We start from the raw sequence: 16,537 nt of genomic DNA on the forward strand, positions 1-16,537 counted from the left end.
AATTGTCGCAAGAGGGCACTTTTCGGCGGTCATAATTTCGCTATAATGGACAAATGGATGATATAGCGAACGATATTTCCACGACAATCGGCAGACGGATTCACACCGAAAGAACCATGCGGGACTGGTCGCTGGCCGAACTTGCCGAGCGGTCCGGTGTTTCCAAGGCGATGCTGAGCACGATCGAACGCGGCATGACCAGCCCGACGGCGGCTCTTCTGGTGCGCATTGCGGCGGCCTTCGGCATGACGCTGTCGACCCTCATCGCCCGGGCGGAATTGCAAGGCGGCGGACTGTTGCGCGAGGCCGACCAGCCGGTGTGGCGCGATCCGGATACAGGCTATGTCAGGCGGCATTTGTCGCCGGCCAGCGACATGCCGCTCGAACTGATCAAGGTGCATTTGCCGGCGGGCGCCAGGGTCAGCCTGCCGGCGGCCTCCTACGCTTTCATCAAGCAGCAGATCTGGCTGATTTCCGGACAGCTCGAATTCACCGAGGGCGATGTGGTGCACAGGCTGGAGCCCGGCGACTGCCTGGCGCTCGGAGCGCCGTCGGACTGCATCTTCCATGCGCTGGAGGCGGGCGCCCACTATCTCGTCGCGCTGGTCAGGGGCTGACACGATGGCGAGACGGCCAAAGCGCTCCCACAATGGGGGGCCGCCTCTTGACGACTACAAGGGGCCGCCATGGGGCAAAGGCGATCCCTTTATTTTCCTGGCCTGGCAGGCCGCGCATGCCAAGGCATGGAAGGCGCCAAGCCACGAAATCATGCTGATGCGCATGGACAAGGCCGAGCGGCTGGGCCTGACCTATGAGGAATACACGCTTGAGATCCTCGAGCGCGGACGGCACCTCAGGGAAGAGGACACCGAGCGCATCAGCGCCATCAAGGCGGCGCGCAAGCGGCGGCGCGTGCGCCAAGTCGACTGATGCCGGCGCGCTATCGACCCAATCGTTTCCATAGGACTGGCCATGAATTCCATCGAGATCGGAGCGCTGAGCGCCAGTGCGGAAACACTGGCAAAGCTGTGTGACCTGCTGGTCGAGACAGTTGCCGCGGGCGGATCGGTCAGCTTCATGCATCCGCTGGCGCCGGAAGCGGCAAGCGCATTCTGGGAGAGGTCGCTGGCCGCGGAGGCAAAAGGCGAAAGGGTGGTGCTCGGCGCATGGGATGGAAAGGCCTTGGCGGGCACCGTCACCTTGCTGCTCGACTGCCCACCCAACCAGCCGCACCGTGCCGAAATCGCCAAGCTGATGACATCAGTTAAATACCGGGGCAAGGGTATCGGAACGCGCCTGATGCGGGCCGCGGAGCATCTCGCCGTCGAGAAGGGGCGCACGCTGCTGGTTCTGGATACGGCGACGGAAGAGGGCGCCTCAGGCCTCTACGAAAAACTCGGTTTCACCCTGGCCGGGGAAATCCCGGACTATGCGCTGAAGCCGCATGGCGGGCTGACCGGCACGCTGATCTACTGGAAGCGCATCGGCACCCGGTCGTGACAACCCACGCCGTTCAGGCGGAGGTTTTTCTGGACAGGTAGCTCAGCAGCCACTGGCGGAAATCCTGTTCGGCACTGGTCAGACGCGCGGTCGACGCCTTGGTCAGGAAATGGCCTGACGTGCTGGAGAGCTCGAAATCGGAAAGCGGCACCAGGCTCCGGCGCTTGAGTGCCGCGTCGACAAGCGGCCGCGACCCCAGAAGCACGCCGGCTCCGGAACTCGCCGCTTCCATGGCGGCGACAAAGCTGTCGAAGCGATGCGACCGTTGGGAGTGGCCGGCCAGTCCGGCCGCCGCGAACCATTCCGACCACATTTCGCGCGCCCCGGCGACCAGAAGCAGCGGCAGGGATGTCCAGTCGGCGGCACCGGCGAGCGCCGGGCTTGCCACCGGCACAAGCCGCTCGGCGGTCAGCCTGTCGGCCTCGCGTCCGGGAAAGAATCCGTTGCCGAAACGGATGTCGAGCGCGGAGCCCGGCAAGTCGTAGTCGGTCGGCCGATGGATCGTCACCAGATCGAGCTGGATACGTGGCAGTGCCTCGGCGAGATCGGGTAGCGCCGGGACCAGCATCAGCAGGGCGAAGGAGATCGGCACTCGGATCGAGACGGTCTGGACGGCGCGAGGCTCGAACAGTTCCGTCGTGCTGCTGGAGATGGTGGCGAATGCCGACTGGATGTGGGGCAGGTAGGCAGCGCCCTCGGGCGACAGGGCGACACCACGCGCCAGCCTTGAAAACAGGCGCGTCTTCAATCGTTCCTCGAGCAGCCGGATATGCTGGCTGACGGCGGCCTGGGTCAGGCCGAGTTCGGCCGCTGCCGCCGTGAAATTCGACAGCCGCGCCGCGGCCTCGAAACTGCGTAGCCAGTCGAGCGGGGGCACGGAGGGAATGGGTTTTCGAGGCATTAGAAATTTATGGCCTTTGGCCAAAAAATGATAATTTGAGTTATGCCTTTGCTGTGGCCAACATGCAATCGAAACCTCGCGGATCGGGCCGTGGGGTAGAACGGACAGGAGCGGCATTCCCATGCTCACCCACGCGCTGGTTGGCGACGAAGGCAAGACAATCGAACTCGGCTGGCAAGGTGGGAGGCGTGCGCGCTTTCACGCCATGTGGCTGCGTGACAATGCGCTCGACGACAAGACGCGCAGCGCCGGCAACGGCCAGCGCCTGATCACCATTCTCGACATTCCGGCCGAGACGAGGATTGGCGAGGCCACCATCAAGGCCGGTGCGCTGGAAGTCAGTTTCGTGCCGGAAGGAAAAACGGTCAGCTTTCCCGCGCAATGGCTGAGCGCAAACGCCTATGACCGCGACGAGCCTGGCGAGCCCGGCTGGACGGGCGACATCATCCAGCGCTGGACCAAGGCGACGATGCAGAATTCGGTGCCGCGCGCCCGATACGCGGCGGCCTTTCACAGCCGCAGCGTGCTGCGCGAATGGCTTTCGGCGGTGAGGACCTATGGCTTTGCGGTGATGGACGGCCTGCCGGCCGAATCCGGCGCGCTGTGCAAGGTCTCCGATCTGTTCGGCTACATCAGGGAGACGAATTACGGCCGCTGGTTCGAAGTGCGCGCGGAGGTCAACCCGAACAATCTCGCCTATACCAATCTCGGACTTCAGGCACACACCGACAACCCCTATCGCGACCCGGTGCCGACGCTGCAGATCCTTTCCTGCATCGAGAATACGGTGGAGGGCGGCGAGTCGAGCGTGGTCGACGGTTTTGCCGTCGCGGCCGCGCTGCAGGCCGAAAACCCCGAAGGCTTCCGGCTGTTGAGTTCCTGTCCGGCACGCTTCGAATATGCCGGCTCCTCGGGTGTGCGGCTGCAGGCGAAGCGGCCGATGATCGAGCTCGGGCCGGATGGCGAACTCATCTGCATCCGCTTCAACAACCGCTCGCTGGCGCCGGTCGTCGACGTGCCGTTCGCCGACATGGATGCCTATTATGGCGCCTATCGACGGTTCGCCCAGCTGATCGAGGATCCTTCTTTCGAGGTGACGTTCAAACTGGAAGCCGGGCAGGCCTTCATCGTCGACAACACGCGCGTCATGCATGCGCGCAAGGCGTTTTCGGGCACCGGCAAGCGCTGGCTGCAAGGCTGCTACGCCGACAAGGACGGCCTGTTGTCGACGCTTGCCGCGATCGAGCACAGCTTCAAGGAGGCCGCGGAATGAGTGGCCGGAATCTGAACGCCGACAACATCGTCGAGTTCATCGCCGACATCTTTGAGCGCCGGGGCGCCGAATCCTATCTCGGCGAGCCGGTGACGATGTCCGAGCACATGCTGCAGGGGGCATGGCTGGCGGAACAGGACGGCGCGCCCGACGCGCTGGTGGCAGCCGCGCTGCTGCACGACATCGGCCATTACACCAGCGAGTTCGGCACCTATTCGCCCGACGATGTCGAGGACAAGCATCATGACGAAGCCGGAGGCGAGGTACTGGCGCCGTTCTTTCCGCCCGTCATCGTCGAATGCGTCAGGCTGCATGTCGCGGCCAAGCGCTATCTCTGCGCCACCGACCCGACCTATTTCTCCAGGCTGTCGCCGGCATCGGTGCATACTCTGTCGCTGCAGGGCGGGCCGATGAACGCCGACGAGGTGGCCGACTTCCGCAAGAACCCGTTCCATGAGGAAGCGGTACGAGTCCGCATCTGGGACGAGGGCGGCAAGATCGCGAACATGAAGACGCGGGCGTTTCGCGACTATGTGCCGTTGCTGCAGCGCGTCGTGCACGATTTCGCCAATCGCGCCTGAGGGCGGTCCATCACCGGGAGGGACAGCCATGTGCTTCTGCTTCGATGGCGCAAACGCGCTGGCTACATTCCGGCCGGAGACCTGTCGCGAGCGTTCGCCTGACGCGTCTATTTTCGGCTCATTGCCGATCGCGCCCGGCGGCGAACCTGATCAGCTCTCCGCTGCCGCTTCGTTCGAAGTCGCTGAAGCCGGACACGCTGGTCGTCTTGCCGTTGCCCCCGTTTCCGGATATTAGCCGCGCCCAGCCTGCGGCGTCCATTTCGTTTTGCCACAGACATCGACCACACGTTTCATGGAGGCGAAGATGAGATCTTGTTCACGCGTTTCGCGCCTCCGTGGCGGTCGAACGGGCTGACTCGCGCCCCAGCGAATTTTACGTCCCTGACGATCCGAGAACCGCCTGGCTGCATGTGGCGGTCCTTTTCTCGTGCGCCCGAGCCGCATCAATGCTGGTCCTGTCATTGAGACGGTGGGGGCTTCCCGGCCGACGATGGCGGCTACCGGAAACCTCGAGATGCACCTTTGCAACACTCCGTCGGGCCCTTGTAAATATTGAGATAATTGCCCTTGCTCGGTTGCCTCTTGGGGCATAGAGAGCCCGCCCAGTCCAACCCGTCGTCCCCAGAGGAGACCTGTCAAATGTCACGCCAACCCAGATCGACACATTCCGTGCCGGCGCTGGACTTGCGTGCGGCTGACAGGGTTCCAATCGGGAAGAACGGCCATGGCCAGGTCCATGATCCAGCGCAGGCAGGACGCCGAGCGCGAACGCATTGAAATATACACCGCAACGCTGCGGCGGGTTTCTCCCACGCCGCGTCCCGCTCCGGATTTCGAGCGGGCGCTCGACGAGGTACGCCGGGGCTATGCCGGCATGGCGATCCGCGACGGCGCGTTGTGGCGTCCAAAGCTGAAGACGCGCGATCCCGCACGGCTGCGGCTGGCTGCTGCCCGTCATCTTTATGCCCGCTATCCGGTTTCGGCCGCGCTCGAGGCCATCTGGCGGGATGGTTCGGGGCTGGATGCCGGCGAGATTGCGGTCCGCAAGGCCTGGTATGTCGCGGTTGCGCGCGGTGACTCGCTCTACAAGGCAGGTGCCAATGCCTTGATGTCGCGCAAGGAGGTGCATTGCTTCCTGAACCTGTCGGGCGACCTGACCTTCGACGAGGCGTTCTGGGTGGCGATCATCCGGTCCTACACGGATGATTTTGGATTGGCGGCCCGCCTTGCGCGCACGAAGATATCGCGCACGCCGCGTGCCGATCTGACCTTCTGGCGCGAAGTGGCGCGGTTCTTCTGCGCACATCCGACGTCCAAGGAAGAGACCGACGATCTCTGCGACTACATCGGCGCCATGTGCCGGCATGACCGAGCCTACAGCCTGAAGGGGCGCACGCTCGCCTCGCTGCGCAAGCAGATGTCGGAGTGGCACCGCGACATTGCCGCCGTCGAGCGCATCGAAGCCATGCGCCGCCGTGTCGCCGGCCGGGGCTCGGCGGTAAAGGGCGTCTGGGATGGCTCGCGCCTTGAGGACTGGCAGTGGCAGCCTTCGGCCAAGGAGGCGAAGGCGCATGGTGAGCGCTTCTTCGTCCGCCAGTTGAGGACCGCCGAGGACCTGGTCGGCGAATCCAGGGCGATGCATCATTGCGTCTCGACCTACGCGGCCAAATGCATCGCCGGCAATGCCTCGATCTGGGTGCTGCGGCGCACGGCACTTGGCAAGATCGAGCGGCTGCTGACGATCGAGCTCGATCCGCAGAACCGCGCGGTGCAGGTGCGTGGTTTCTCCAATCGCGTCGCCTTGCCCGACGAGCGCAAGATCATCGAGCGCTGGGCCAAGGCAAGGGGCGTGATGCTCCGCGACTGAAACGAAGTACCCGCGCGGCGGAAGCGCCGCGCGGGGCCGGCCTTGCTGATCGCAGGAGAGGAGGGGACTCCTGGGGATTGGCAGCTAGGCCTTGTGGTGAACCTGTTGCAGCCCATAGACCGGCGTCGGCAAACCGACCTGCCGGGCTTTCAGCTGCAGCGACAGATACTGCGAATAGTGGCGCGACTGGTGGAGGTTGCCGCCATGAAACCACAGTGCTTCCTGCTGGGTCGGCTTCCACATGTTGCGCTGCTCGCCTTCCCACGGGCCGGGATCCTTGGCGGTGTCGGAGCCAAGGCCCCAGACCTTGCCGACCTTGTCGGCCACTTCCTGCGAGATGAGGTCGGCGGCCCAACCGTTCATCGAGCCATAGCCGGTGGCGTAGATGACGAGATCGGCCGGCAATTCGGTGCCGTCGGCGAATTTGACGCCGGTTTGCGTCAATTCCTGCACCGCTGCACCTGGTCCGCTCTTGAGCTTGATCGAGCCGTCGATGACGAGATCGCAAGCGCCGACATCGATATAGTAGCCGGAACCCCGACGCAGATACTTCATGAACAGGCCGGAGCCGTCATCGCCCCAGTCGAGCAGAAAGCCGGCCTTTTCCAAGTCTTCGTAAAACTTCGCGTCGCGTTCCTTCATCTGTTCGTAAAGCGGGATCTGGAACTCGGGCAGGATGCGGTAGGGCAGGGAGGCGAAGATCAGGTCGGCCTTGCGCGTCGTCATGCCGTTCTCGACCGCCTGCTCGGAATAGAGCCCGCCGAGCCCGATATCCATCAGCGTATCGGACCTGACGATATGGGTGGAGGAGCGCTGCACCATGGTGACGTCGGCGCCTCCCTCCCACAGGGCCGCGCATATGTCGTGGGCGGAGTTGTTGGAGCCGATGACCACGACCTTCTTGCCACGGTACTTGTCGGGGCCCGGATGGGTCGAGGAATGCTGCTGTTCGCCCTTGAAGATGTCCTGGCCCTTGTATTTCGGCCAGTTCGCCTTGCCGGACATGCCTGTCGCGAGCACCAACTGCTTGGGCTTGAGCACGATCTCCTCTCCATCGCGCTCGACGACGATGGTCCATTCCTTGGCCGTCTCGTCGTACTTGGCGGATTTGGCTGATGTGGAGGACCAGTAGTTCAGCTCCATCACCTTCGTGTACATCTCCAGCCAGTCGCCGATCTTGTCCTTCGGCGCGAAGACCGGCCAGTTCTTGGGGAAGTCGATATAGGGCAGATGGTCGTACCAGACCGGATCATGCAGGCAGAGCGACTTGTAGCGCTTGCGCCAGGAATCGCCGGGGCGTTCGTTCTTTTCGATGATGATGGCCGACACGCCGAGCTGGCGCAGGCGGGCGCCCAGCGCAATGCCGCCCTGGCCGCCGCCGATGATCACGACATAGGGCTGTCTGCTGCGGCCGAGTTCGGCGATCTCGTCGTCACGCTCCTCGCGCCAGGATTTCCTGTCCTTGCCGTGACCATGCTTGGCACCAAGCGGTCGGGTGAAGCCGGACTTCTCCTCGTGTCCCTTCAGTTCAGCCATGGTGGTGAGCAAGGTCCAGATGAGGTCGCCCTTGAAGCGCACCAGGCCGAAGCCGCGCGCCGCCCTGGTCTCGAAGGTGATCCACGCAGTGATAACGCCGTCCGCCTCGCTCGCTTCCTCGCCTTCGGCAACCTTCCAGTCGCTCGGTCCGGTTTCAGCCAAGGTTGCCGTCAGCATGTCGCGGACCTGGTCCTGGCCCTCCATCGTCTTCAGGTTCCAGGTAAAGGTGACGAGGTCGCGCCAGTAGCAATCCGCCTGGAAACAGTTGACGGCGGCGTCGATGTCGCCGTCCGCAAGCGCCTTGCCGAACTTGTCGAGCAGCGCCTGCGCCTTCGTGGTGGGGGTTCTCTCGAGCATGTTTTCTCCTCCGGTTGTCAAATTGATCAGGACAAGTCGATCAGGATTTTCAGTTGGGTCCCGGCGGGATCGAGCAGAGCTTCGAAACCGTCGGACACCGCCTCCGCAAGACGTATGCGCCTGGTGACGACCTTGGAGGCAGGCAACTGTCCCGAACTGATGAGACGTATGACACGCGGCCATAGATGCGTTGGATAGGCCCAGGAGCCGCGGATATCGACGTCCTTGAACGTAACCTGGAACCAGTCGAGCGGGTTCTCGTGCGGATGCAGGCCGGTTTGCACGACGACACCTTGCTTGCGCACAGCCGCGAGGCAGGCCTTCAGCGCATGCTCGTTGCCGACGCATTCGATGGCGATATCGCAACCGACGCCGCCTTCGCTCGCGGCGCGCACTGCCTCATCCACTTTGTCCCGCTTCGGATTGAGGGTCACCACGCCAGGCAGGATCGAACGCGCCATCTCCAGCCTGGTGTCGTTCAGGTCCGAGATGAACAGTTGCGTTGCGCCCGCGGCGCGCGCGGCCAGCATCGTCAGAATGCCGATCGGGCCGGCGCCGGTGATCAGCACCGAACTCCCGACGCTTACCCCACCACGGTCGCAGGCATAGACGGCAACCGCGGTCGGCTCGACCAATGCAGCTTCCTCATCGGTCATTTCGTCTGGAATGCGCTCGACATTGTAGTCGTTGAGCAAGGCGGCTTCCGCCATGCCGCCGCCGATCCAGCTCAAACCCGCAAGGGCAAGCTTGTCGGATAGATGGTACAGGCCGCGCGCGGCATAATAGTCTCCCGAGCGCGGCATGATCAGCGGTTGCACGGCCACGCGGTCGCCGACCGAGACCGACGTCACGCCGTCGCCGACGGCCTCGATCACGCCGCCAAATTCATGTCCAAGCACCTGCACACCGCTGGCGCCGGTGAACGGATGCGGCTCCGTCGGTATGAAGATTGGCCCGTAACTGTATTCATGCAGGTCGGTTCCGCAGATTCCGACAAACCTGTTGCGGAGAACAACCTGTCCCGGCCCAGGCTTTGCCGGCCTGGGAATGTCCTCGATGCGCAAATCCCTGGCGGCATGAAAGCGCAGGGCCTGCATGCTCCGCGCCGTGGCTGCGAGATTGACCGCGTTCTGTGTCATGGCTTCTCCTCCAAGTTCCATGTGGGTACCTGGAACAGGAAGCAAGCAGCATGCCAACCATACCGCTGAATCGGAAACCGTAATAAAATCAGCATCATGTAGCGGTTTCTGCTGTCATAGGCTGTTGCGGCGGTGTTGCGCGCGCCATGGCGCGCCACAGCGGACGCAACACTAATTGGGCGCGTCCAGCCGCAGCCGCTTCATGCGGCGATGCACCGTCGTGCGGTCGACACCCAGACGCCGCGCGGCCTCGGAGATGTTCCAGCCCGCGGCCACGAGAGCATCCAGCAGTGCCGCACGCTCGTCCTCGGGCGAGGGAGCACGCAGGGCAACCAGCCTGGCGGGCGAAGCAAGCGGCGCCAGGTATGGCAATGCGAAATCGGGCAGGTCGGCGGGCTCGATCATCCCGCCCTCGCAAAGCGTCACCGCCAGATCGATGGCGTTTGCGAGTTCGCGGATGTTGCCGGGCCAGCGGTGGCGGATCAGCGCCAGGCGCGCCGCGGGCGAGAGCTTGGCTGTCCGGCCGGCGAGGTGGGCACGCTGATCCACCAGCCGGTCCAGCAGCCATTCGAAATCGGTGCGTTCGCGCAGCGCCGGCAAGGTCAGCGAGGCCGCGTTCAGCCGATAGAACAGATCCTCGCGGAAACGTCCCTCTTCGACCAGCTTGCGCAGATCATGGTGCGAGGCCGAAATGACCTTGATGTCAACCTGTCGCGGCTCGATGCCGCCGACCGGGACCAGTTCGCGCTCGGCGATCACGCGCAGCAGCCGCGATTGCAGGGGGTAGGGCATGTCGCCGATCTCGTCGAGGAACAGCGTGCCGCCGTTCGCAGCCTCGATCAGTCCCTTGCGCCCCTTGGCGGCGGCTCCGGTAAAAGCACCGGCGACATGGCCAAAAAGTTCGCTCTCGATCAGATGCTCGGGAATGGCCGCGCAGTTGATGGCGACAAACGGGCCGGGCCGCTGCGCGCAATCGTGGATCGCGCGGGCAAGATACTCCTTGCCGGAGCCGGTCTCGCCATGGATCAGGATGGGAATGGTCGTGCGCGCCAGCTTGGCGGCACGCAGTTGCGTGGCGGCCATCGCCGGATCGCCGCCGGAAAGGTCGCCGATCGGCTTCGGCACCGCCTCGACCGGCGCGCGGCGTCCGGTCGTCGGTTGCGGTTCGATGGCGTGCGCGAACAGCGCGCTGCCGCTGCGGCCGAACACCAGCCGCTCCTCGGTCGGGCGGCCGCGTGTCAGGCTCGGCAAATCGTCGACGCTGACATCGAGATAGCGCGAGATCGACTGGCCAATGGGGGAGGGCGAGTGCCGCCAGTCGACGCCTCCGGCCTGCGCCAGAAGCAGCGCTCCGCCGCGCGTCGTGCCTAGGATGCGGCCCGAGGCATCGAGGGCGATGGCTGCCTCGGGGTCGACGTCGAGGAATTCCGGCGAGCGGGAAAAACGCAGCACCCATTCGGAGTGCATCTGGGCCATCAGATTGGCGAGCTCGATGCGCCGCGCGGAAGCCGTCACCAGGTGCAGCGCCAGATTCTGGCTGATTTTCGGTTGCGGAGAGCGCAGCAGGGAAATGTCGAGCACGGCGGCGAGTTCGCCATTGGTATCGAATATCGGCGCGGCGGTGCAGGAGAGCGGCGTGTGGGTCGTGTCGAAATGGTCGGTCTGGTGGATCGTCATCGCCTCGCCGGTGACGATGCAGGAGCCGACACCGCAGGTTCCGGTGCGGCTTTCCGACCATTCGGAGCCGAGATAAAGCCCTGCCGTGCGCAACTGGTCCATGAACAGGGGATCACCGAGGAAGTCGACGGTGACGCCCTTGGCGTTTGCCAGCAGCAGCACATAGTTCTGGCCCGCCACCTGCTTGAAGAGGGTTTCCAGGCCGCTGCGGGCGATCGCGATCAGCCGCTCGGACTGTTCGCGATGTTCGCGCAACTGGGTATCGGGGACGATATAGGCTTCCGTCGGTCGGGCCGGGTCGAGCCGGTGGGTGTCGACACAGCGTAGCCAGGACTTGACCACGACATCGTCGCGGGCCGATGTCCTGCCGGACAGGACCTGCTCTATCTCCCGGATATGCTCCCGTTCGCCAGCCACGCGTCCTCCTCCCAAGGCAACGTTCTAGCCTGGCATAGTGGTGCGACGGCCGCATGGGCTCAACTGTACTATGGTAGCGCGTGGCTTTATCGCGGTATCGCGAGACGGGGCCGATCTCACAGGCGAGTGAATTCGCATTATCCCCCATTGACGAGCCCGCGACTCCGCCTTTATGGTTCGCCACCATGAAAAAGGCACTCATTCTCGTAGGAAGGCGCGTGGGCAAGGCGGTGTAACCGCCGGGCGAAATCCTCCCATGCGCAACACACAGGCTCCCTCGGGGGCCTTTTTTATTGCCTGAAACACGACTAAACGACCAGCAATCGCCAGATGGCGGACAGTACGGGACCAGACCGATGAGCAATGGACAGAACGGGCGACGTGAGATGACGGGCGCCGAAATGGTGGTGCAGGCGCTGAAGGACAACGGCGTCAAGCACGTCTTCGGCTATCCGGGCGGCGCGGTCCTTCCGATCTATGACGAGATTTTCCAGCAGGACGAGGTCGAGCACATTCTGGTGCGGCACGAACAAGGCGCGGGCCATGCGGCCGAGGGCTATGCGCGCTCGACCGGCAAGGCCGGCGTCATGCTGGTGACCTCCGGCCCCGGTGCCACCAATGCGGTGACGCCGCTGCAGGACGCGCTGATGGATTCGATCCCGCTGGTCTGCCTGACCGGGCAGGTGCCGACCTCGCTCATCGGTTCCGATGCGTTCCAGGAGTGCGATACGGTCGGCATCACGCGGCCCTGCACCAAGCACAACTGGCTGGTGAAGGACGTCAACGAACTCGCGGCGACCATCCACGAGGCCTTCCATGTCGCGACGACCGGCCGCCCCGGTCCGGTGGTGGTCGACATTCCGAAGGACGTGCAGTTCGCCAAGGGGTTCTACGTCCCGCCGCAGATCGCGCCGCGCACCAGCTACCAGCCCAAGGTCCAGGGTGATCTGGAGAAGGTGAAGGCCGCGGTCGACCTGATGGCCGGCGCCAAAAGGCCGATCATTTATAGCGGCGGCGGCGTAATCAATTCCGGCCCGGAAGCGAGCCATCTGCTGCGCGAACTGGTCGACCTCACCGGTTTCCCGATCACCTCGACGCTGATGGGGCTCGGCGCCTATCCGGCATCGGGCAAGAACTGGTTGGGCATGCTCGGCATGCACGGCACCTACGAAGCCAACATGGCCATGCATGATTGCGACGTGATGATCTGCATCGGCGCGCGCTTCGACGACCGTATCACCGGCCGGCTCAACGCGTTCTCGCCGAATTCACGCAAGATCCACATCGACATCGATCCGTCGTCGATCAACAAGAACGTGCACACCGAAGTGCCGATCATCGGTGACGTCGGCCGGGTGCTGGAGGATATGGTGCGGTTGTGGCGGGCAACCGCCAAGGCCGACAAGAAGGCGCTCTATCCCTGGTGGGAGCAGATCGCCAAATGGCGCGCGCGCGATTCACTGGCGTTCAAGATGAACAACGACGTGATCATGCCGCAATACGCCATCCAGCGGCTCTACGAACTGACCAAGGACATGGACACCTACATCACCACCGAGGTCGGCCAGCACCAGATGTGGGCGGCGCAGCACTATCACTTCGACAAGCCGAACCGCTGGATGACGTCAGGCGGTCTGGGCACGATGGGTTACGGCCTGCCGGCCGCGCTCGGCGTGCAGATCGCGCATCCCGACGCGCTGGTCGTCGACATTGCCGGCGACGCTTCGGTGCAGATGACCATGCAGGAGATGAGTGCGGCCGTGCAGCACGACGCGCCGATCAAGATCTTCATCCTGAACAACCAGTACATGGGCATGGTGCGTCAATGGCAGCAACTGCTGCATGGCAACCGGCTGTCGCATTCCTACACCGAGGCGATGCCGGACTTCGTCAAGCTGGCCGAGGCCTATGGCGGCCACGGCATTCGCTGCGAGAAGCCGGACGAGCTGGACGATGCCATCAAGGAGATGATCTCGGTCAGGAAGCCGGTGCTGTTCGACTGCCGCGTGGCGACGCTTGCCAATTGCTTCCCGATGATCCCGTCAGGCAAGGCACATAACGAGATGCTGTTGCCGGACGAGGCCACCGACGAGGCGGTGGCGAATGCCATCGACGCCAAGGGCCGGGAACTGGTGTAATCGACGAGCCAGAGCAGGGCTTGTCGAAAGAAGCCGTGCGCAAACAAATAATCAGATCAAGAATTTGAGACCCATGTCATGAACGCACAGCACCTTCAACCGACCGGCTCCGCCTACTTCATCGCCAAGGAAACGGAGCGGCCGGAGATCCATACGCTTTCCGTGCTGGTCGACAACGAGCCCGGCGTGCTCGCCCGGGTCATCGGCCTGTTTTCCGGGCGCGGCTACAACATCGAGAGCCTGACCGTCTCCGAGACCGAACACGAGAAGCACCTGTCGCGCATCACCATCGTGACGCGCGGCACGCCGCATGTGATGGAGCAGATCAAGAACCAGCTCGAGCGCATCGTGCCGGTACACCGTGTGGTCGATCTGACTGTGCGCTCGCACGAGCTTGGGCAGGAGCGGCCGCTGGAGCGGGAACTGGCGCTGGTCAAGGTGGCCGGCACCGGTGACGCCCGCGTCGAGGCGCTGCGGTTGGCGGACGCCTTCCGCGCCAGCGTCATCGACGCCAACACCGAGCATTTCATCTTCGAGATCACCGGCAAGGGCTCGAAGCTCGACCAGTTCATCGCCATCATGAAGCCGCTGGGCCTGGTCGAGATCTGCCGTACCGGCGTGGCGGCGATGAACCGTGGTCCGCAAGGCATGTAAGGCCTGCCACGTCGGCGTCGGATCAGTCCTGGGGTTTTGCCGGCGGGACCTCGTTTTTGCCGCTGGCCAAGGCCTTGCTTTCCCTTTTTAGTGGGCGTGACACGGGGCAGACATCCTGAACGAAGCCGTTCAGGGTGTTCACCAGGTTGTTCTCGACCAGCGAGTAGTGGATGAACTGTCCCTGCCGCTCCCTGGCGATGAGGCCCGCCGTCTCCAGAATGTTCAGGTGCTGCGAGATCGACGGCTTCGACATGTCGAAGCGCGCCGCGATCTCGCCCGCGGTCAGCGAGGAATGGGCGAGATAGGCGAGGATCCTGCGCCGGGGTGCCGAAGAGAGCGCCTCGAACACGCGCTGGATCGCGCCGCTGGCTCCGATGCCGGCTTCAACCTCCGATGCCTGTTCAGTTTTCTCGACCACTGCTCGTACCTCGCAATCACAGGCGCCATGGCGACGCTTGTCGGCATTTTTCCGGCTATCATTTAGACTATTGCCTAAATACCTAATCCGGCATAATAGATGATTAGCTTACTGCCTAAATACGGCGCGAGGCGCCAAAAGGCAAGGCATGGTTCGGAAAATGTTCATGCGAGGAGGGGTTCCCGATGAAGACCATATCGACGGGCAGAATGATTTCTCGACAAGACAGCGACGCGCGCGACGGCAGGGTTGTCTGGATGCCGGCCAAGTCGATCTGGGTCGGCACGATGACTGTCGTCGCCATCGTGTTCGGACCGCTCACCTTCAGCTGGAGCGCTCTTGCGCTGTTCGTGGTGACGACATCGGTGACGATCTGCGCCGGGCATTCTGTCGGCATGCATCGCCTGCTCATCCACCGCTCGTTCAAGGTCCATATCTGGATCGAACACGCGCTGGTCTATCTCGGCGTGCTGGTCGGCATGGCCGGCCCGTTCGGCATGATCCATGCTCACGATATCCGCGACTGGGCGCAGCGCCAGACGGCCTGCCACGACCTGCATGCCCACCGCCGGCCTTTCTTCACCGACGCCTTCTGGCAAATGCATTGCGCGCTCGCCTTGCGCAATCCGCCTGACTTCGTCATCGAGCCGTCGATCAGGAATGACCGGTTCTACAAATTCCTCGAGCGCACCTGGATGCTGCAGCAACTACCATGGGCCATTGCCTTCCTGCTGCTTGGCGGCTGGAGCTGGGTGGTCTGGGGCATCGCGGTGCGTGTTTCCGCGTCCCTCACCGGACATTGGCTGGTCGGACATTTCGCGCATCGGAGCGGCGACCAGGGATGGTGTGTCGATGGCGTGGCGGTGCAGGGCTACAATCTGCCGCGTTTCGGCTTAGTGACGTTCGGGGAGAGTTTTCACGGCAATCATCACGCATTTCCCGAATCCGCCAGGCTTGGTCTTGAACGGGGGCAGATCGACCTCGGCTGGGTCTTCATCCGGATCCTTGCCGGCCTTGGTCTCGCGCACAGCGTGAAGCTTCCGGAAAATACTCCAAGACGGAAGGGGTTGCGCCGCCTGCGCGGCGGGCAGCAGGCCATGCCTGCCGTCAGCAACCGGTTGCCGGCGCCGTCTCACGGCGGATGACGGCATCCTGGGTTCGGCGGGCTGAAGTCACGATCGATATGGCCGGCGGCTGCTGGACCAAAGGATTGCGGTTGCGTCTGACATGTCCGCTATCTATGTCAGCATTGCTGACCTTGTGGACCCGATGTCACTCGACGCATTCCTCGCACTGCTCGTCTATGCCTTCGTGACCTCGATCACGCCGGGGCCGAACAACCTCATGCTCTTGGCCTCCGGTGTCAATTTCGGCATCACCAGGACGATACCGCACATGCTGGGCATCAGCATCGGCTTTCTCGTCCTGTTGCTGGCCGTCGGTTTCGGACTTGGCGCGGTGCTGACGGCGTTTCCGGCGCTGCACAATGTCCTCAAGATCGCCGGCGCCGCCTATCTGCTCTACCTCGCATGGAAGATCGCCATGTCGCGCTCGCTGAGCGGCAAGGGTGAGGCGGAAGCGCGGCCGATGCGCTTCATCGATGCGGCGGCGTTCCAGTGGGTCAATCCCAAGGCCTGGGTGATGGCGATCACCGCCATGGCTGTCTACACGAACCCCGATCACCCCTTCGTCTCGGTAGCGCTGATCTCGATCGCCTTCGCCGTCGTCAACCTGCCCAGCGTCTCGGTGTGGGCGGGATTCGGCACGGCGTTGCGTGGATTCCTATCCGATCCGGCACGGCTGAAATGGTTCAACATCGCCATGGGCGTGCTGCTGGCGGCGACGCTGTGGCCAATGTTGAAATAGGGTTCCCGACGGTTCGACTGGCCTCGGCCCCCGTGGCGGCGACAGGCTGCACACGCATTGTGCAGTGCACATTAAATCTTCGTAATGCCGTGTTTTGGCCCTTTTCCGACAAACGCCTGTCCTATCTATTCGGCTAAATCGCGGCAATCAGTCGTGAATGAGCTATAATACGACCACCTGGCAGCGGCGTGTCGGACGGAGAGGGTACTTTGA

The 16,537-nt window shown here is 63.4% G+C and carries 15 protein-coding genes; 10 read left to right on the forward strand and 5 right to left on the reverse strand.

Annotated elements, in window-relative coordinates; all coding sequences use genetic code 11:
• The first annotated feature begins 53 nt into the window (after positions 1-53).
• From MesoLj_RS18500 to MesoLj_RS18510, 3 genes are read left to right on the forward strand one after another with little or no spacing between them, the layout of a single operon-like run.
• Positions 54-617 (forward strand): helix-turn-helix domain-containing protein, encoded by a 564-nt coding sequence (locus MesoLj_RS18500; protein WP_202321641.1) that lies wholly within the window; start codon positions 54-56, stop codon positions 615-617.
• 4 nt (positions 618-621) lie between these two features.
• The gene (locus MesoLj_RS18505; RefSeq protein WP_202321643.1) at positions 622-930 is read left to right on the forward strand and encodes a hypothetical protein; all 309 of its coding nucleotides are present in this window, start codon (positions 622-624) and stop codon (positions 928-930) included.
• A gap of 42 nt (positions 931-972) precedes the next feature.
• On the forward strand, positions 973-1,500 hold the full coding sequence (locus tag MesoLj_RS18510; RefSeq protein ID WP_202321645.1) for a GNAT family N-acetyltransferase: 528 nt from the start codon (positions 973-975) through the stop codon (positions 1,498-1,500).
• Positions 1,501-1,513: 13 nt separating this feature from the next.
• Here the strand turns inward: MesoLj_RS18510 and MesoLj_RS18515 are convergent, their stop codons facing one another.
• Complete coding sequence (locus MesoLj_RS18515; protein WP_202321647.1) at positions 1,514-2,401, reverse strand: LysR family transcriptional regulator; 888 nt, start codon at positions 2,399-2,401, stop codon at positions 1,514-1,516.
• Positions 2,402-2,522: 121 nt separating this feature from the next.
• Between MesoLj_RS18515 and tmpA the strand changes: the two genes are divergently transcribed.
• The 3 genes from tmpA to MesoLj_RS18530 all read left to right on the forward strand — a co-directional run bounded on the left by tmpA (position 2,523) and on the right by MesoLj_RS18530 (position 6,122).
• Entirely contained in the window at positions 2,523-3,674 is a 1,152-nt protein-coding gene (tmpA, locus tag MesoLj_RS18520; protein ID WP_172349896.1) for a 2-trimethylaminoethylphosphonate dioxygenase, read from the forward strand.
• Positions 3,671-4,255: a (R)-1-hydroxy-2-trimethylaminoethylphosphonate oxygenase gene (gene tmpB, locus MesoLj_RS18525; protein ID WP_202321649.1), complete on the forward strand. Its 585-nt coding sequence runs from the start codon at positions 3,671-3,673 to the stop codon at positions 4,253-4,255. The genes tmpA and tmpB overlap by 4 nt, the downstream gene beginning before the upstream one ends.
• 724 nt (positions 4,256-4,979) lie before the next feature.
• Complete coding sequence (locus tag MesoLj_RS18530; RefSeq protein WP_202321651.1) at positions 4,980-6,122, forward strand: PcfJ domain-containing protein; 1,143 nt, start codon at positions 4,980-4,982, stop codon at positions 6,120-6,122.
• An 84-nt stretch (positions 6,123-6,206) separates the two neighbouring features.
• Here MesoLj_RS18530 and MesoLj_RS18535 read toward each other — a convergent pair whose 3' ends face one another.
• The 3 genes from MesoLj_RS18535 to MesoLj_RS18545 form a co-directional block, all read right to left on the reverse strand.
• Positions 6,207-8,015 carry an NAD(P)/FAD-dependent oxidoreductase gene (locus MesoLj_RS18535; RefSeq protein ID WP_202321653.1) on the reverse strand — a complete coding sequence of 603 codons (1,809 nt, stop codon included), beginning with the start codon at positions 8,013-8,015 and terminating at the stop codon, positions 6,207-6,209.
• 26 nt (positions 8,016-8,041) lie between these two features.
• Entirely contained in the window at positions 8,042-9,112 is a 1,071-nt protein-coding gene (locus MesoLj_RS18540) for a 2,3-butanediol dehydrogenase (protein ID WP_202327335.1), read from the reverse strand.
• Between the two features lie 213 nt (positions 9,113-9,325).
• Positions 9,326-11,248 (reverse strand): sigma-54-dependent Fis family transcriptional regulator, encoded by a 1,923-nt coding sequence (locus MesoLj_RS18545; protein WP_202321655.1) that lies wholly within the window; start codon positions 11,246-11,248, stop codon positions 9,326-9,328.
• A 386-nt stretch (positions 11,249-11,634) separates the two neighbouring features.
• On the opposite strand from MesoLj_RS18545, the gene MesoLj_RS18550 reads away from it, so the two are divergent.
• Both MesoLj_RS18550 and ilvN read left to right on the forward strand, forming a co-directional pair.
• Complete coding sequence (locus MesoLj_RS18550; protein ID WP_244735551.1) at positions 11,635-13,386, forward strand: acetolactate synthase 3 large subunit; 1,752 nt, start codon at positions 11,635-11,637, stop codon at positions 13,384-13,386.
• A gap of 78 nt (positions 13,387-13,464) precedes the next feature.
• Entirely contained in the window at positions 13,465-14,040 is a 576-nt protein-coding gene (ilvN, locus tag MesoLj_RS18555; RefSeq protein WP_096447268.1) for an acetolactate synthase small subunit, read from the forward strand.
• Between the two features lie 22 nt (positions 14,041-14,062).
• Here ilvN and MesoLj_RS18560 read toward each other — a convergent pair whose 3' ends face one another.
• Positions 14,063-14,458, reverse strand: coding sequence for a metalloregulator ArsR/SmtB family transcription factor (locus MesoLj_RS18560; protein WP_244735097.1), 396 nt, complete (start codon positions 14,456-14,458; stop codon positions 14,063-14,065).
• A 185-nt stretch (positions 14,459-14,643) separates the two neighbouring features.
• Between MesoLj_RS18560 and MesoLj_RS18565 the strand changes: the two genes are divergently transcribed.
• Positions 14,644-15,603 carry an acyl-CoA desaturase gene (locus MesoLj_RS18565; protein ID WP_202321657.1) on the forward strand — a complete coding sequence of 320 codons (960 nt, stop codon included), beginning with the start codon at positions 14,644-14,646 and terminating at the stop codon, positions 15,601-15,603.
• Positions 15,604-15,727: 124 nt separating this feature from the next.
• Entirely contained in the window at positions 15,728-16,324 is a 597-nt protein-coding gene (locus MesoLj_RS18570) for a LysE family translocator (RefSeq protein ID WP_140775880.1), read from the forward strand.
• Positions 16,325-16,537 lie beyond the last annotated feature (213 nt).

The organism is Mesorhizobium sp. 113-3-9 (genome assembly GCF_016756515.1).
Taxonomy (GTDB): Bacteria; Pseudomonadota; Alphaproteobacteria; order Rhizobiales; family Rhizobiaceae; genus Mesorhizobium.

Bases quoted from the DNA above. Each gene is read 5' to 3' on its own strand.
- MesoLj_RS18500 (WP_202321641.1), top strand. From the start codon at position 54: ATGGATGATATAGCGAACGATATTTCCACGACAATCGGCAGACGGATT.
- MesoLj_RS18570 (WP_140775880.1), top strand. From the start codon at position 15,728: ATGTCACTCGACGCATTCCTCGCACTGCTCGTCTATGCCTTCGTGACC.
- MesoLj_RS18505 (WP_202321643.1), top strand. From the start codon at position 622: ATGGCGAGACGGCCAAAGCGCTCCCACAATGGGGGGCCGCCTCTTGAC.
- MesoLj_RS18540 (WP_202327335.1), bottom strand. From the start codon at position 9,112: ATGCAGGCCCTGCGCTTTCATGCCGCCAGGGATTTGCGCATCGAGGAC.
- MesoLj_RS18530 (WP_202321651.1), top strand. From the start codon at position 4,980: ATGGCCAGGTCCATGATCCAGCGCAGGCAGGACGCCGAGCGCGAACGC.
- MesoLj_RS18535 (WP_202321653.1), bottom strand. From the start codon at position 8,015: ATGCTCGAGAGAACCCCCACCACGAAGGCGCAGGCGCTGCTCGACAAG.
- MesoLj_RS18565 (WP_202321657.1), top strand. From the start codon at position 14,644: ATGAAGACCATATCGACGGGCAGAATGATTTCTCGACAAGACAGCGAC.
- tmpA (WP_172349896.1), top strand. From the start codon at position 2,523: ATGCTCACCCACGCGCTGGTTGGCGACGAAGGCAAGACAATCGAACTC.
- MesoLj_RS18515 (WP_202321647.1), bottom strand. From the start codon at position 2,401: ATGCCTCGAAAACCCATTCCCTCCGTGCCCCCGCTCGACTGGCTACGC.
- MesoLj_RS18510 (WP_202321645.1), top strand. From the start codon at position 973: ATGAATTCCATCGAGATCGGAGCGCTGAGCGCCAGTGCGGAAACACTG.
- ilvN (WP_096447268.1), top strand. From the start codon at position 13,465: ATGAACGCACAGCACCTTCAACCGACCGGCTCCGCCTACTTCATCGCC.
- tmpB (WP_202321649.1), top strand. From the start codon at position 3,671: ATGAGTGGCCGGAATCTGAACGCCGACAACATCGTCGAGTTCATCGCC.
- MesoLj_RS18550 (WP_244735551.1), top strand. From the start codon at position 11,635: ATGACGGGCGCCGAAATGGTGGTGCAGGCGCTGAAGGACAACGGCGTC.